This window comes from Pseudomonas sp. Sample_9 (genome assembly GCF_004307535.1).
GTDB classification, from domain to species: domain Bacteria; phylum Pseudomonadota; class Gammaproteobacteria; order Pseudomonadales; family Pseudomonadaceae; genus Aquipseudomonas; species Aquipseudomonas mercuritolerans.
In genome coordinates, this window is sequence record NZ_RAZO01000114.1 from 43247 (window position 1) to 58119 (window position 14873).

The following is a 14873-nucleotide window of genomic DNA, read 5'->3' on the forward strand; positions in this document are numbered from 1 at the left end:
AAAAGTGATGAGTCACAGCTACATCACTCGACTCAAGCAGCTATGGAAAGTCTCATGGCGCTCAGGCTGACGACATGTCGTCAAACTCCATCGTCGTCCTGGTTACAAAGCTAGCTTTGAACGGTCGAACAGGCGGCGACTGCTGCGAGCGTCCGACGCGCTGGATTCCAGATTGTAAGACACCACCTGTGCTGCCCGAACGGTGTTGGGCAGAAGAAATCTGTCCAGGCACATCGAAGCTTTCTCTGCGCAGGTTTCGACGAACCTTGGCTAGGTGCATCCGCCCAATTCAACACCACTGGATCGTCTTGCACTCGAAGTCCCAGCGCATCGGTCCATTCAGCAAACAACGCTTCACTCATCCTAGAACTATCGATCTGACGAGACAGACAAAGTGAGCGAGAGAAGTCGGTGTAAAGAGAAGGCGTTTTGTGCTGATCAGCATCCACCCGCAGAGACTGAGGATCTGCTGTTGAGTCATTTGTTCGGCGAAGGCTTCAGCAAGATTCCAGCGCATCGTAGGTTCTGGATAGTCAGCGACAGAAAGGCTTTGAATCAGCCGACGAAACCATTCCATCTGGCTGAACATTACCTGCTCGTACAATTTGGCCAGCGCAAGTCGGTGGCATTGCTCATCGATCGAGGCGCCTTCCTTCACGGGCATGATCACAAACTCAAAAACACATCCTACGTCGTCCAGACGCTTGCGAAGACATGTAAATCTGTCTGATACGGATAGGCCCAGACCATCCATGTGTTCCATCACATTTTCATTCATCTTGCGTTTGACCATCCGTCTTTCGAGCAAGCTTTCAATTCAGATGGAAACGCTACCAAAGGACTCGCAAGAAAAATGTAGGAAAGGTCGATGCGTTACGAAAGAAAGCCCGCTAATTGCCCTCGATTTCAATCGGTTGTAGCTAGACGAAACGGACGTCAACCATAGCAACTGATTTCCTTCATGCTTTGACAAGCAAATCAAAGCTGCGAAGTATCACCGCAGTGGGCTACATCCACACTCTATTCGAGATCAAGCTCGACTCTCTTCAAGTCGGCCTGGCAACCATCGCCTTGCTCTAATCACAACGTTCGCCAACGTCGGTGGCGCGAGGGTCACAGGCAGGATTGGTACGAGGAATAAATTTGGGACTACACACCTTTCACCGGGTTATCGGGCTGGTACATCGACCTTGAAAGAGTTCTACGAAGCCTGTTCAAATTTTGGCCCAGCTTATTAGTGATCAGGTAACAGCAATCTCCAAATAAGAGTCACAAAAAAAGGCCCTATGGGGCCCTTTTTTATTCAATCAACAAATCACTTGGTCAGCCAAGACTCAACGGTCGCAGCGCCGTGCTTTGTTTTCCATTCCTTGAGCGTTTTGTGATTGCCACCCTTCGTCTCTACGACTTCGCCTGTTTGGGGGTTTTTATAAACCTTCAATTGGCGAGGCTTGCGGCTGCCAGCTTTCGCCTCGACAGCTGGAGCGCGGCGGCCTACTTGTGGATCTAGCAGGTTGATTACGTCCTTTAAGCTGTAGCCGTATTTTGCGAGCAAATCGCGCAGCTTCGTTTCGAATTCGATTTCTTTCTTGAGGCCTGCATCGCCCTTCAAGGCTTCGAGTGCTTGCAGCTGTTCGGCGAGGTGTTTTTCGAGCTGGCGGAATTCTGCGAGTTTGGACATGACAGGTCTCGATTAGATAGGTAACTAAGAGTGTATTGCAGATCGGCATTTCTTGCCCGCTTCGTAACCGGGCTAGGGACAATTATAAATTGGCGATAATTATGGCTCGACCATAATTCCGGGTAATTATGGGGCGCTCGTCGTTCCGCCGACGATTACTGTCGACTCTCGGTTTTAGTCAGTCGTCCACATCCGAAGCCAGCGATAGCGGCTGAATCAGGTGCGAGCCCTGATTACGAACATTCCCCACATCCTTGCCAACCTTGTACCAGTGAAAATCCGTAGCAGGCCTGCAGTGCTCCATTGCGAGTTCGCGAGCTCGTTCAGGCGAAGTGTCGGGATCGACCCATTCACGGGCGTGCTGAGGCGATAAGACCAGGGGTTTGCGATCGTGGATATCGACCATGCCTTCGTCACTCGCAGCGGTGATGATGATAAAGCCGTCGCGATCATCCGGTTCCATACCTTCGTGCACCTCGGCCAACCCTGCGAAGAACATGGGAATTTGCTCTTTCAGAGTGATGAAATACGGCTGTTTTTTCTTCGGATCTTCTTCGTCCCTGACCCACTCGAACCAGCCGTTCGCCGGCGCGAGTACGCGTCCGTTTGGCCAGAGCTGGTTGAAAAACTTGCCGGTGATGACGGTCTCGACTCTTGCATTGATAGGGTCAGGACGCTTTCCCTTCGCCCAGAATGGCGCCCATCCCCATTTGACCTTATCGATGCTCAGGCCCTCTTCCACCGGCCGGATCATTTCCACCCGCGTTGACGGTGCGACGTTGTACCGCTCGACTGGCCAGAGGTCATAGCCATTGATCACCAACTGCTTTGGCGCAAGCTCCTTAAGATAGTGATCCATCGATTCGTAGATCGAGTAGCGTCCGCACATGCTGTCACCCGTCGAATTGTCGTACCTATGAGATTGACCGCAAGCGAACCAAATCGTTAACTGTATGCATGTACAGTTAACCTTCTAAGGCTTGCATCATGAGCGTCACCCTTCTCGGCCCACTCGCTACTGGCGGTAAGAAGCTGCCACTTTATTCATCCAAGGTACCGGCGGGCTTTCCCTCTCCTGCGGCTGATCACATCGAAAAGCACATTTCCCTGGATGAGCTTTTCGATATCCGGGCGCCGCACGGTTACCTGGTAAAGATAGATGGAGACAGCATGCAAGGCGCGGGTATCTATTCCGGGGATATGGTGATCGTCGATCGGAGCATCGAAGCGGTCAGTGGCGATATCGTTATCGCCGCGTTGAATTCGGAACCGTTCTGCAAGCGCCTGCTTCTGCGCGAGAACGCCGTGGTGCTTGTATCAGAGAACCCAAAATATCCGGCGAGACATGTCATGGAAGGCGATGAGCTTGTGATCTGGGGCGTTGTGAAATACAGCGTGCGCGATCATGACAACACGTGAGCCTGTCTTCGCCCTGATCGACTGCAACTCGTTTTACGCGAGCTGCGAGCGCGTCTTTAGACCGGACCTCGCCAAGACACCTATCGTGGTTCTGTCCAACAACGACGGCTGTGTGATCGCGCGTAGCTACGACGCCAAGCCGTTCGTAAAAATGGGCCAGCCGTATTTCCAGATCAAGGACCATCTTCGCCGGCATGGGATCGTGGCCTTCAGCAGTAACTACGCTCTTTACGGAGACATGAGCGAACGCGTCATGACGATCATCGAATCGATGGTGCCGGCACTTGAGGTCTACAGCATTGATGAAGCATTTGCTGATTTGACTGGCATGCCTGGAGATCTGTCCGCGTTTGGCAGGCACATGCGCTCCACCCTTCTCAAGCGCACAGGAATTCCAGTCGGGGTGGGGATCGCGCGCACCAAGACACTCGCCAAGCTCGCCAACCACACGGCCAAACGGCTGCTGGATGTCACGGGAGGCGTGGTGGATCTGTGCGATCCGTTCAAACGGGACTGGACGCTGCGCAACACCGATGTCGGCGAAGTCTGGGGCATTGGCAAGCGCATGAAGGCTCATCTGGAAACGATGGGCATCAAGACCGCCATGGACTTGGCGAAAGCCGATCCATGGATGCTTCGCCAGAAATTCAGCGTGGTGATCGAGAAGACTGCTCGCGAGCTGGCCGGTACACCATGTCTAGAACTAGGGGAAGCTGACCCACCGAAGCAGGAGATTTGCTGCAGCAGAATGTTCGGTATGCGGCTGACCCAAATTGAGCCGATAAAAGAGGCCGTCGCCACCTACACCCAACGCGCGGCGGAAAAGCTCCGAGCGCAAAACTCGCTGTGCAAGAAGATCCGCGTGAGCATACGGACCGGCATGTTCAACCCTGACGAAGCGAAATATGCGAATGGCGCCTTGGTGGAGTTGCCGTACCCGACCAACGACGTGCGGCTGATGACGAAGGCTGCGACCGAAGCGGTCAATCGTCTCTTCCGTCCCGGCTACAAATACAGCAAGGCGGAAGTGCTGCTGATGGATTTGCGGCAGCCCGGCGAATTCACTGATGACCTGTTCGCCCATTCGCAACCCGTGATGGCGGACAAAGTGATGAACGTTCTGGATGAGATAAATGGCCGCTGGGGAAAGGGAGCGCTGCGTTTAGCCAGCGTGCCTGCCGCCCCTGATTGGGCAATGCGTCGGGAGCTGATGAGTCAGAGTTACACGACGAAGCTAGATCAGCTGTGGACGGTGAGAGCAAAGTAGCGACTACAAGATGGGCATACACCGCCGCAGAAACGAGCAGGCTTGAACGGCTGCTTACGGCCAAAAGCCGCCATTCAACTCGACTCGATAATACTCAGCTGACCGGGCATCATGACGCACGCCACCTTCTCCTGGGGCACCGTGCCAGGAGAGCACAGCCTGATTTCGCGATCAGCTTTTTACACTGTTCCCCCGGCGAATGAGCCGATTGAAATGGAAGTCATCTCATGTTCGAACGTAGCAAACTGGTTCCAGAGTTAATGGTCACTGACCTGGATAGCAGTCTGGCCTTTTGGGTTTCTTGTCTAGGACTTGAAGTGGCTTATCAACGCCCAGAAGACGGATTCGCTTACCTCGATTCGAACGGTGCGCAAGTGGTGCTTGAGCAGGCTGACCCGGACGCAGGTCAATGGCTAACGGCCCCCCTGAGTAAACCGTTTGGAAGAGGAATCAACCTCCAGATTGACGTTGTGGCTGTCGGCCCGATCATCCAAAAACTTGGTCAGGCTGGATTTCCACTCTATCGAGAATGCAAAGACACCTGGTATCGGGCTAACAATGTCGAAACCGGTCAGCGCGAATTCATCGTCCAGGATCCCGATGGCTATCTCGTAAGGTTGGTAGAGCGTTTGGGAGAGCGCCCGTTTTTTTCAATCTGAAGTCAGGCTAAGGCGACCGTCAGTTTAGGGTCGATTGCTGCCCTTTGTGACAGGCATCAATCGGCCAGGAGCGGCCCTTGGACAACCTGATGGCGAAACAGTAGCTTATGCAGCGAGACTGACAAGAAACACTCGGCAGCGGGACTTACTTCCCATACCGTGTTTCACTTGAAGGATGTTAAGAAATGGGACCGAAAACCGAAGAACTGATCTGCGTTCTTGATCAGCTTGCAGCAATGCTTGAGAGCGATGGAGATACTCACTGGAGCCTGTGGATGCGTAAGGCAAGAGCACGCTTAATGGAGTCTGATTACTCCGGAATTGAGTACCTACAGTCAGCCTATGGCGGAATGGGCTCATTCAATGATCTCATTCTTGGTCAAAGCCATGACAATGGCGTTCTTTGCTGGAAGCCGGGCCATGTTGAGCTAAACGAAAGATTCGACGAATTACGCAATGAAGCCGCGAAGCTCTCCGATTTCATAAAGCGAAATATGTAGAGGGGCGCGGTTATCAAACTACGTTATTCAAAGGGGTCAGGCCGGCCACCGGCGCATCTCACTTTGATCAGCTCCGTAGACTCAGTATCGGGCAATCTGGTGTTTGCCTACACGGAAGTCGGGGAGCACAGAGTGCATTACACATCACATGCCGAGCTGTTGTGCATGCTCAACATCCTTTTGCGTCAGCGCGTGCCCATTGCTGTCGGAGGCATGCTGCCGGGACCTGCCGACGAAGTCGAGATGTTAATAGCGAACGAAGTACTTGAAGGCCCCTACATAGAACTGTCCTGGTCCGGCCCCCAGCAATGGACTCTGCGCGAAATCGACTCCACCACTGCTGAATGGCAGTCAGTACCTAGTGCTCAAAGTATGGCAAATGTGACATTCGATCCGAAGTCCCTGAAACGCTCTGGCGGAACTGGCTAAGAGATTAATGCAAGTTCGGGCGGTTCTTCGCTTCTGGCCGCAATCGCCTGCGGTCGCGACAGGCAGCTATGGGTCGAAAACAGTCACTCCCACCCGAAACGTCCACGGAGAGTTGGCCCATGAAAACCGCCCTAATATCCGACACTCACAATCTCCTCCGCGCCGAAGCCATCAGCGCGCTCCAAGGCTGTGACCTGATCATCCACGCCGGCGACATCGGCAACCCGGACATTCTCGCCCAATTGTCCGAAATTGCTCCCGTCCACGCCGTGCGCGGCAACAATGATCTCAGCAGCCCATGGGCCAAAGACCTCCCCGACTTCCTGACCTGCACTCTCAACGGCTGGCACACTCTCCTTATCCACGACATCGCCGACGTCCCCGCCGATCTAGATCCAGACATAAAGCTCATCATCACCGGCCATTCCCACAAACCGCGCATAGAATGGCGCGGCGATCGTCTATACGTGAACCCTGGTAGCGCCGGCCCTCGGCGTTTCAAGTTGCCGGTCACGCTGGCAATTCTCGAGATACAACCCGACAGCATCGAGCCGCGCCTGATTTCCCTGCTGGGTCCCCCCGCCTGAAATCGCTACGGTTACCGCGGTCCAGAACTAGGAAGCGCCACCTCCTACTAGGCCCGACCTATCTCGCGGCGAACCAATCCTCAACGCCGCCGAGCGTGCGATCAAGTGACAGGACAGCGGGTTTAGATTCGATCCGCGCCGCTCAGCATGGCGGACTGACACTTCGGACATGGAGGCGTCTAATCACCCGATTAATCTCCCCTACCACCCGCCCCGTCGCCTCCTCGATCGTTCCCTCATTCCGACACAAAAACCAACCCTGATCGGCAGCGGCCACCTCAAACGCCTCAGTACAAGCGACATGCTCCTCCAGACCGCGAAGTACAGTACTGCTCAAGCCCCGCCGTCGTGCCCCCGCCCTCTCCCACGAAATGTCCGCCGCTGTAACCACCCCGACATGCAGGTCTGGCACCTGTACGTTGCGGTCAATGTTCAATTGCAGGATTTCAGCAAACGGGACTATCCGGCGAAACGCGGCATCGGACGGGTACCAGCGATCGATGAGGATGATGCTGTCGGCGGGTTGTTTGGTCAGCACGTGCTGGGAAATCCAACTGCGGCTATCAGCCAGGCGTTGGCAAACTTCCAGTTCCAGATTCCGGTCGGGATGTCGGACGAGTCGATTCACCAGATGCATTGTCTCGCCCCTGAACGGGTCGCTTTTTTTCTCGCACAGTCGGATGACTTTCTGGTTGTTTGCCCTCAGGACTTCAGTGATGGCCTCCAATAGCGAGGTTTTGCCGACGCCTTTGGGGCCATCCAGAGCGACAAACAGCGGACGAGTCATTTTTCTCACAGGCTTTAACGGGGAGTAGCGCGCACTCTAACGGATTTTCAGGTTGAACCTCTGCTGCTCAGCAGGACTCCCAAACTCAAATCTAGGAGAAACCTATGACCCAGACAGCTCTAGTCGTGGGCGCCAGCGGCATTGTCGGCAGCGCCATCACCCAGTTACTCATCGACAACCAGTGGCACGTTGCCGCGCTGTCGAGACATCCATCGCAAGCGCACGGCGTGATTCCTGTCGCGGCAGACCTTCAGGATCCTGCTTCTCTGGAACAGGCGCTAAGGGATGTGAAACCCACGCATGTGTTCATTACCACATGGTCGCGGCAAGCCACGGAGGCCGAAAACATTCGCGTCAATGCAGCCATGGTGCGCAACGTCCTCGCCACCATTCGCCCAGCCAAAAGCGTCAAACACGTAGCACTGGTTACCGGCCTGAAACACTACCTCGGCCCGTTCGAAGCCTACGGTAAGGGCAGTCTGCCGCAGACGCCGTTTCGCGAAGAACAGGGTCGTCTCGATGTCGAGAATTTCTATTACGCACAGGAAGACGAACTCTTCGCCGCAGCTGAAAAGGACGGCTTCACCTGGAGCGTGCATCGCCCGCATACCGTCACCGGGGTGGCCGTGGGCAATGCGATGAACATGGCAACCACCCTCGCCGTCTATGCCTCGATTTGCAAACACACCAATCGCCCTTTCGTGTTTCCAGGATCAAAAGTGCAGTGGGACAGCCTCACCGACATGACCGATGCGCGGCAGTTGGCGAAACAGCAACTGTGGGCGGCCACCACGCCGGCTGCGGCAAATCAGGCATTCAATATCACCAATGGCGATGTATTCCGCTGGAAATGGATGTGGAGCCGAATTGCCGAATACTTCGACCTGCCTGCTGCTGACTATCCTGCGTCACCCTCGCCTCTAGAGAAGCAGATGGCGGACGATCAAGCCGTTTGGACGCAAATAGTCGCCGAGCACGGTTTGAAAGAGTCCGACATTGGACGTCTGATTTCCCCATGGCATACCGATGCCGACCTTGGCCGCCCAATCGAAGTGGTCACGGACATGTCGAAAAGCCGCCTGATGGGCTTCACTGCCTACCAAGCGAGCGATCAGGCATTTTTTGACGTGTTCGACAGGCTGCGGGAGATGCGCTTGATACCTTAGGCGGTTCCAGACCCGCCATTACAAATCCACCGCGCCCCAACAAGAGCGCGCGGGGACGTGCGGGGTGTGTATCGCTGTGTAAGTTCCCCCGGGAAACATACCGGCGATTACAAAACCGATACAGGGTGGATACATCGAGGTGGCACCGTTATCAGTCACCTCCTTCCACCCTTCTGTCGGAGCCCTGCGATGAGTAAATTGTTGTCTGCCCTGGCCCTTGGTTGCGCTTTGAGTTTGTCTCTATCCGGCACTGCCCAAGCTGCCGATTCGGCGAGATATTCCACCGCGCAACTGGCAGTCGCCTACCGAAGTATCAAGGTCGATGACCTGACGATTTTCTACCGTGAAGCCGGTCGGCCGGATGCGCCTACCTTATTATTGCTGCACGGTTTCCCCAGTTCTTCGCGCATGTATGACCCGCTGCTGGCGCGGCTGGCTGAGCATTACCATCTGGTTGCGCCGGACTATCCTGGCTTTGGTCATAGCGATGCGCCCGACCCCAAGGCGTTTGCCTATAACTTCGATCATCTGGCCAGTGTAATGGAGCATTTCACTGACGCGTTGGGGCTGAAAAATTATGCGCTGTATGTTCAGGATTACGGCGGCCCCGTGGGCTTCAGGATGATGCTGGCTCATCCTGAACGGTTGCAGGCGCTGATTGTTCAGAATGCAGTGTCCCATGAGGATGGTTTGGGGCCGTTGTGGCAAAAACGTCGTGAGTTCTGGGCCAATCGGACGGCAAACGAGGCGGGACTGCGGGCAAGTTTTTTCTCCTTCGCGACCACTCGGCAACGGCATGTGGGGTCCAACCCGAATATCGAGCTTTTCAATCCGGATCTGTGGACCGATGAGTTCAACTTCCTGAACCAGCCACAGCAAGCGGATATACAGAGTGATCTTTTCTACGACTATCGCAACAACGTCGCCAGCTATCCGAAGTGGCAAGCGTGGTTGCGCGAACATCAACCGCCGACCCTGGTGGTGTGGGGCAAGTTTGATCCGTCTTTTGATGTGGCTGAGGCCGAGGCGTATCGCCGGGATTTGCCGAATGCAGAGATTCATGTATTGGAGGCCGGGCATTTCGCGCTGGATGAGCAGCCTGGGCAGATTGCCGGGTTGGTGGGGGCATTTCTTGGTAAGCATATGAGGGAGTGAGTTCGGCTTGGCTGGCTTGTTTGCAGAACTGGCTTCCATGACCAGAAACCTTGCCTGCGCCACGGCTGCCGCTCGTAGTGGCGCCTGAATTTGCCAAAACGCGGCTGCGGATCATACTGCTGAGTCGAGCATCATCCGGTGCTCATGATCCTGAACAGGATTCAGGTCAATTCATCGCAGTTCATTCGATTAAGTTGGAGTTCTCCATGAAACTACGACGTATCGTAAGCGCGACTCTCGCCGTCAGCATGCTGCTTGGCGGTACTGCCATGGCGGGTCAAGCCCTGGCAGCCGACTCTGCCAGCCCCCCTAAATCTGCCTCCTCCTCACCCAACCAGTTTCTCATTGAAAAAATCAGCCCGGAATACTGGCGGGTGCAGATCAATAACCCGCCTTTCAACATATATGGCCCTGACTCTACCTTTCAGCTCGAGAAGGTGATCAGCGCGATCGAAAGCGACAACAAGCTCAAAGTGGTGGTCTTTGAAAGCAAGGTTCCTGGTTTCTTCCTGACCCACTACGACTTTGCGGAGCCTCTGGAGCGGACCCTGGAAATGCCTAACGGGAAGACCGGCCTACCGCCACTTCCGGACATGCTGGTACGCCTGAGTAAGTCCCCAGTGGTTTCCATCTCAATGATCAACGGCCGCGCCTCAGGCGTAGGCAGCGAACTGGCCCTGGCCAGCGATATGCGTTTTGCCAGCGACAAGGCAGTGCTGTCCCAATTTGAAATTGGCGCCGGCTTCGTCCCTGGTGGAGGCCCAATGGCACGTCTGCCGCGTCTCATCGGCCGCGGCCGCGCATTAGAGGTCTTGCTGAGCGGTAGCGACATCGACGGCAAGCTGGCCGAGCGTTATGGCTACGTAAACCGCAGCTTCCCCGAAGGGGAACTGAACGGCTTTGTCGACACTCTGGCTCGCCGCATTGCCACCTTCGACAAGCAATCTCTGGGCGAGATCAAGGATCTGGTGAACATAGCCTCCCTGCCCCCAAACGAAGACATCGGTAAGGAATGGACAGGTTTTCTCAACTCGGTTCGACGCCCCGCAGCCCAGCACCATATCGGCCGGCTCATGGAACTAGGCCTGCAACAAAAAGCCGATGTGGAAATCAACCTCCCCAAATATACCGGCCAGGTCAGCGCCGAGAAAAAATGAGGCGCAGATAACTGCGACAGCACTGATTTACAGGGCTGGGCCAGGCTTAGCCCTTCACTCCAGCAAAATATCTGTCATGCCGCGGCTGCATTCAACGCCTGGCAAACTCGCATTCGCGCGCTGTTCACGCACGGGTTGGCCAGCACACCGCTGTTACAACTGACCAAATCCTCGGGACATTCCTCTGTTAATACAGATTATTGGCGGCCAGGATGACTACGCCCTGCCAGAAATCCTCCCGCCAGTCACCGGCAGAACGCAGCCGATCGTATATCCCAACTCCAAAATAGCGCCCTCGACAGGCACTGCTCTGTATCCAAGTGTGTACGGACGCAAACACGTTACACAACATTGATCTTCCCGCCCCCTCAGACACAAGCGAGATACACCAGCACGATGAACTGCGCTCACAGCCAGCGCAGTGCTCCTGTGCCTGACACCTGTCATTGGAAGCACCTGAACGGCTTCCACTTTCTTGACGACAAGTCGGAGGATTAAACCCATGCATACAAACGCGTCATCGGTCTTGAATCGGCTGCAACTTAATCTCGATCGCGCTGGAGACTGGATCGCCCCTTTGAGCCTGCGCGTTTTTCTGGCCTGGGAGTTTTTTGAAGCGGGATGGGAAAAGTGGAACGGTGAGAACTGGTTCCCCAGCATTCAAGGGGCCTTTCCTTTTCCCTTCAATCAGCTGCCGACTACGTTCAATTGGCAGTTATCCATGTGGGCAGAGCTGCTCTGTTCCATTGCTTTGCTTGTAGGCCTGGGAACACGTCTTTCGGCACTGATCCTCATAGTAGTCACCGTCGTGGCAACTGCCGCAGTTCACTGGCCAGCAGAGTGGTCGACGTTGAGTGAACTGGCTATGGGGTACTCCATCAGCAACAAAGGCTACGGCAATTTCAAGCTGCCGTTGATCTATCTCGTCGCACTTCTGCCACTGGTATTCACAGGCGCCGGCAAGCTGAGCCTGGATGCATTCATCGGTCGGTATCTCAAGCGTTTGAATGCACGCTGAGTGTTATCGCGTCACCGAGGTTATCGCTCTCAACCCCCGCTAGTTAATCAGGAGTTTCACCATGACCCATATTGATAAAGTGCTGTACACCGGCAAAGTCCATACCTCCTCGGGTGGTCGCAATGGCACCGCCGTCAGTGACGACGGCCGACTGGATATAAAACTGTCGTCGCCTGGCACCTCTGGTGCCGGTACCAACCCAGAGCAGCTGTTCGCCGCAGGTTGGTCGGCCTGTTTTATCGGTGCAATGGGACTAGCGGCGAGCAAGCTGAAAGTCACCCTCCCGGTTGACCTTGCGGTCGACGCCGAAGTCGATCTAGGCACAACCGATGGTGCGTATTTCCTCCAGGCTCGCCTCAACGTCTTCCTTCCCGGGCTGGATCGCAACGTTGCTCAAGACCTGATCGATACTGCACACCAGACATGCCCGTACTCCAAAGCGACGCGGAACAACATCAACGTGGTGATCAACCTCGTTTGAGCAGAACCGTGGCGGGTTTCAATCACCCGATTCACACCCCCCGGCTGCCAGCGGTAACCGTGGAGGTGCTGTGGATCGGGGGTTCCAGACGTCGAATCGGAGTATTGAACTCATGCAAACGAACACTTCATCATCAACACATTTCGTTCCACAGTTCCCCCTTGAGGGGACCGTCGGGCTGGGATTGCGCCGTGCGCTGCTCAACACGCTTCGTGACGCTCCAGTCGGGGATTTCGATTTTCTGGAGGTTGCTCCAGAGAACTGGATCGGCATCGGCGGCGCTCATGGTGAAGCCTTGCGATTGCTGGCTGAACGCTATCCGTTGTCATGCCATGGCCTGTCACTGTCGCTGGGTGGCAGTGCACCGCTGGACGAACCTTTTCTTGAGCAAGTCCGCGGGTTTCTTGATCGCTTTAACGTGCCGTTCTATAGCGAACACCTGAGTTACTGCAGTGACGATGGCCATTTATACGACCTGCTGCCGTTGCCATTCACTGAGGAGGCCGTTCATCACGTTGCTGCGCGCATCCGCCGTGCACAGGACATTCTCGGTCGTCGTCTTGCTGTAGAAAACGTCTCCTACTACGCCGGTGCTCATCAGGACATGGACGAACTGACGTTCACCAATGCAGTGCTCCGCGAGGCCGATTGCGACTTGTTGCTCGACGTTAACAATGTGTACGTCAACTCGGTAAACCACCGCTTCGATCCAGCGGTTTTCCTCGCCGGCCTGGAACCAGAACGCGTAGTCGCCATGCATGTGGCAGGCCATTACGACGAAGCTGAGGACCTGATCATCGACACCCATGGTGCGTCGGTCAAACCGGTAGTCTGGTCATTGCTGGGCCAGGCTTATGGCCTGTTCGGTGTGAAGCCAACCCTGCTGGAGCGCGATTTCAACTTTCCGTCCTACGACGAACTGGTGGCTGAGCTGAACACCATCAGGCGCTTGCAACGCGACGCCAATGCTTTGGTGCGGGTGACCGTCGATGGCTGACTCCCCTTCAAGTCTGCACAGTCAGCAGCTCGCGCTGACCCGGTACCTGCGTGACCCGGACAGTTATGCGCCGCCTGCGCAGATGAATCCCGAGAGAGCACAGGTCTATCTCAACCTGGTGTTGAACAATCTGTTGGGGTTGCTGGGTGGAACGTTTCCGGTGCTGGTTGCCGTGCTGGGTGATGCCGGTTGGCGTGCGCTGGTACGACGTTTTTTGCGTGATTACCGCGCGCAAACGCCACGCTTCGGAGAAATTGCTCGTGAGTTTGTAGACTTCGTAGCAAGCCTGGAAGACTCGCCCGGTCACGAACACCCCTGGTACCCGTTCTTGCCTGAATTGGCTCATTACGAGTGGGTGGAAATGGCGCTTCAACAGTTGGACGCTGCGCCGTTAAAGGCCAGTGATGCGGCGCATTTACTCGACCGTCCCCTCAGGCTCTCCCCGCTCGTCTGGCCGCTGGCTTACACCTGGGCCGTACATCGTCTCGGGCCAGGTCATCTGCCTCCTGAACCGCCAGAACAACCAACGTTGCTGCTGATCAGCCGTGTGCCGAGTGGCCAAGTGCAATTCTCCCAGGTCAGCCCTCTCGCGTTCCGTTTGTTGCAGCGGATCGAGCAGTTTCCTGACATGGATGGTCGAGCGCAGTTGCACGCTTTGGCTGAGGAGGCTGGTGCAACAGACGTGACCGGCTTCGTCGCTGACGCACTGGTGCTGCTGCGCCAGCTGCATGCGCAAGCTGCCGTCGGCGTAGCCGCGACACCCGCTTTAAAGCTGTTGTCCTGACTGACGAGCAAAGGCTGAGGTCGGTTTTTGTATCTCTATGTACCCAAACGCTAAGTCTTGGGATTGGCTTACAAATGCTCCGCTCGCCGATACATCGCCGATACATGACTCCCGCTAAATAGGCCTACCCGAACAAGGACGCTGTATCGAAGTGGAAGACGCTTGTGCCTTTCGCCTCGAACTTCCTTGAGGGTCTATCCGCCCTGTGGCATTAACCGCGGCCTGGCCGCGCAAAGCATCTGGAGAAGCACTATGTACCGTAAACCAATGTCGAACAAAACCAGTCTTGGCCTGGCCGCAATTGCTTTAGCCAGTGGCATGAGCCTGGCATCGTCTGCGGCTTTTGCTGTTGAGCCTTTGTCCCAAGGCTACCAACTGGCATCGGCCGATAAAACCGGCGAAGGCAAGCGCGGCGAGGGCAAATGTGGAGAAGGCAAATGCGGGACCAGCGAAGCCAGCGACAAGTCCGCTACTGCCGAAGGCAAGTGCGGTGAAGGCAAATGTGGCGACGACTCTTTCGCTCGCACAGACACCGACCACGATGGCCTCGTCTCCCAAAAAGAACTGCTGACTGTGGCACCTCAGGGCGGTGAAGAATTCAAAGCGATGGACACCAACCACGATGGTTTTCTTTCGGAAGGTGAGGTCTACAAGTTCAGAACCAACCAGTACATTTCCAACGGCAAGAAAGTACCCACCGAGCTATTTACCCGCATGAGCAAAGCGCAGAACTGATTCCTCTCGCCGTAGCACTCGCCCTCCCCGCGCCTGCAGCCAGGGAGGGCG

The 14873-nt window shown here is 55.5% G+C and carries 18 protein-coding genes and 1 pseudogene; 15 read left to right on the forward strand and 4 right to left on the reverse strand.

What is annotated here, in order from left to right; all coding sequences use genetic code 11:
• Positions 1-358: 358 nt before the first annotated feature.
• On the reverse strand, positions 359-793 hold the full coding sequence (locus D6877_RS06110; RefSeq protein WP_130910193.1) for a hypothetical protein: 435 nt from the start codon (positions 791-793) through the stop codon (positions 359-361).
• A gap of 197 nt (positions 794-990) precedes the next feature.
• Here D6877_RS06110 and potE point away from each other — a divergent pair.
• Positions 991-1130 (forward strand): annotated as a pseudogene (gene potE, locus D6877_RS29840) (putrescine-ornithine antiporter); the annotation flags it as partial.
• Between the two features lie 185 nt (positions 1131-1315).
• On the opposite strand, the gene D6877_RS06125 reads toward potE, so the two are convergent.
• Both D6877_RS06125 and D6877_RS06130 read right to left on the reverse strand, forming a co-directional pair.
• Complete coding sequence (locus D6877_RS06125; protein ID WP_130910194.1) at positions 1316-1681, reverse strand: histone-like nucleoid-structuring protein, MvaT/MvaU family; 366 nt, start codon at positions 1679-1681, stop codon at positions 1316-1318.
• A gap of 178 nt (positions 1682-1859) precedes the next feature.
• Complete coding sequence (locus D6877_RS06130) at positions 1860-2570, reverse strand: SOS response-associated peptidase family protein (RefSeq protein WP_130910195.1); 711 nt, start codon at positions 2568-2570, stop codon at positions 1860-1862.
• A gap of 98 nt (positions 2571-2668) precedes the next feature.
• Here D6877_RS06130 and umuD point away from each other — a divergent pair, with 98 nt between their 5' ends.
• The 6 genes from umuD (at position 2669) to D6877_RS06160 (ending at position 6542) form a co-directional block, all read left to right on the forward strand.
• Positions 2669-3100: a translesion error-prone DNA polymerase V autoproteolytic subunit gene (umuD, locus tag D6877_RS06135; protein WP_130910196.1), complete on the forward strand. Its 432-nt coding sequence runs from the start codon at positions 2669-2671 to the stop codon at positions 3098-3100.
• Positions 3087-4367: a translesion error-prone DNA polymerase V subunit UmuC gene (gene umuC / locus D6877_RS06140; protein WP_130910197.1), complete on the forward strand. Its 1281-nt coding sequence runs from the start codon at positions 3087-3089 to the stop codon at positions 4365-4367. Before umuD ends, umuC begins: the two co-directional genes overlap by 14 nt.
• Before the next feature lie 227 nt (positions 4368-4594).
• Entirely contained in the window at positions 4595-5026 is a 432-nt protein-coding gene (locus tag D6877_RS06145) for a VOC family protein (RefSeq protein WP_130910198.1), read from the forward strand.
• Between the two features lie 185 nt (positions 5027-5211).
• Positions 5212-5526, forward strand: a complete 315-nt coding sequence (locus D6877_RS06150; RefSeq protein ID WP_130910199.1) for a hypothetical protein — start codon at positions 5212-5214, stop codon at positions 5524-5526.
• A 132-nt stretch (positions 5527-5658) separates the two neighbouring features.
• Positions 5659-5955, forward strand: coding sequence for a hypothetical protein (locus D6877_RS06155; RefSeq protein ID WP_241662859.1), 297 nt, complete (start codon positions 5659-5661; stop codon positions 5953-5955).
• A gap of 119 nt (positions 5956-6074) precedes the next feature.
• Positions 6075-6542 carry a metallophosphoesterase family protein gene (locus tag D6877_RS06160; RefSeq protein WP_130910201.1) on the forward strand — a complete coding sequence of 156 codons (468 nt, stop codon included), beginning with the start codon at positions 6075-6077 and terminating at the stop codon, positions 6540-6542.
• Positions 6543-6684: 142 nt separating this feature from the next.
• On the opposite strand, the gene D6877_RS06165 is transcribed toward D6877_RS06160, so the two are convergent.
• Positions 6685-7329 carry a dTMP kinase gene (locus D6877_RS06165; protein ID WP_130910202.1) on the reverse strand — a complete coding sequence of 215 codons (645 nt, stop codon included), beginning with the start codon at positions 7327-7329 and terminating at the stop codon, positions 6685-6687.
• Positions 7330-7433: 104 nt separating this feature from the next.
• Here D6877_RS06165 and D6877_RS06170 point away from each other — a divergent pair, with 104 nt between their 5' ends.
• From D6877_RS06170 to D6877_RS06205, 8 genes are all read left to right on the forward strand, one after another.
• Entirely contained in the window at positions 7434-8495 is a 1062-nt protein-coding gene (locus tag D6877_RS06170) for an SDR family oxidoreductase (RefSeq protein WP_130910203.1), read from the forward strand.
• A gap of 189 nt (positions 8496-8684) precedes the next feature.
• The gene (locus tag D6877_RS06175; protein ID WP_130910204.1) at positions 8685-9650 is read left to right on the forward strand and encodes an alpha/beta hydrolase; all 966 of its coding nucleotides are present in this window, start codon (positions 8685-8687) and stop codon (positions 9648-9650) included.
• A gap of 206 nt (positions 9651-9856) precedes the next feature.
• Positions 9857-10807, forward strand: a complete 951-nt coding sequence (locus tag D6877_RS06180) for an enoyl-CoA hydratase/isomerase family protein (RefSeq protein WP_130910205.1) — start codon at positions 9857-9859, stop codon at positions 10805-10807.
• 502 nt (positions 10808-11309) lie between these two features.
• Positions 11310-11825 carry a DoxX family protein gene (locus D6877_RS06185; protein WP_130910206.1) on the forward strand — a complete coding sequence of 172 codons (516 nt, stop codon included), beginning with the start codon at positions 11310-11312 and terminating at the stop codon, positions 11823-11825.
• Between the two features lie 61 nt (positions 11826-11886).
• Positions 11887-12306 carry an organic hydroperoxide resistance protein gene (locus tag D6877_RS06190; RefSeq protein ID WP_130910207.1) on the forward strand — a complete coding sequence of 140 codons (420 nt, stop codon included), beginning with the start codon at positions 11887-11889 and terminating at the stop codon, positions 12304-12306.
• A gap of 112 nt (positions 12307-12418) precedes the next feature.
• Positions 12419-13303, forward strand: a complete 885-nt coding sequence (locus tag D6877_RS06195; protein ID WP_130910208.1) for a DUF692 domain-containing protein — start codon at positions 12419-12421, stop codon at positions 13301-13303.
• The gene (locus tag D6877_RS06200; protein WP_130910209.1) at positions 13296-14087 is read left to right on the forward strand and encodes a putative DNA-binding domain-containing protein; all 792 of its coding nucleotides are present in this window, start codon (positions 13296-13298) and stop codon (positions 14085-14087) included. Before D6877_RS06195 ends, D6877_RS06200 begins: the two co-directional genes overlap by 8 nt.
• Positions 14088-14339: 252 nt before the next feature.
• Positions 14340-14822 carry a hypothetical protein gene (locus D6877_RS06205; RefSeq protein ID WP_130910230.1) on the forward strand — a complete coding sequence of 161 codons (483 nt, stop codon included), beginning with the start codon at positions 14340-14342 and terminating at the stop codon, positions 14820-14822.
• Positions 14823-14873 lie beyond the last annotated feature (51 nt).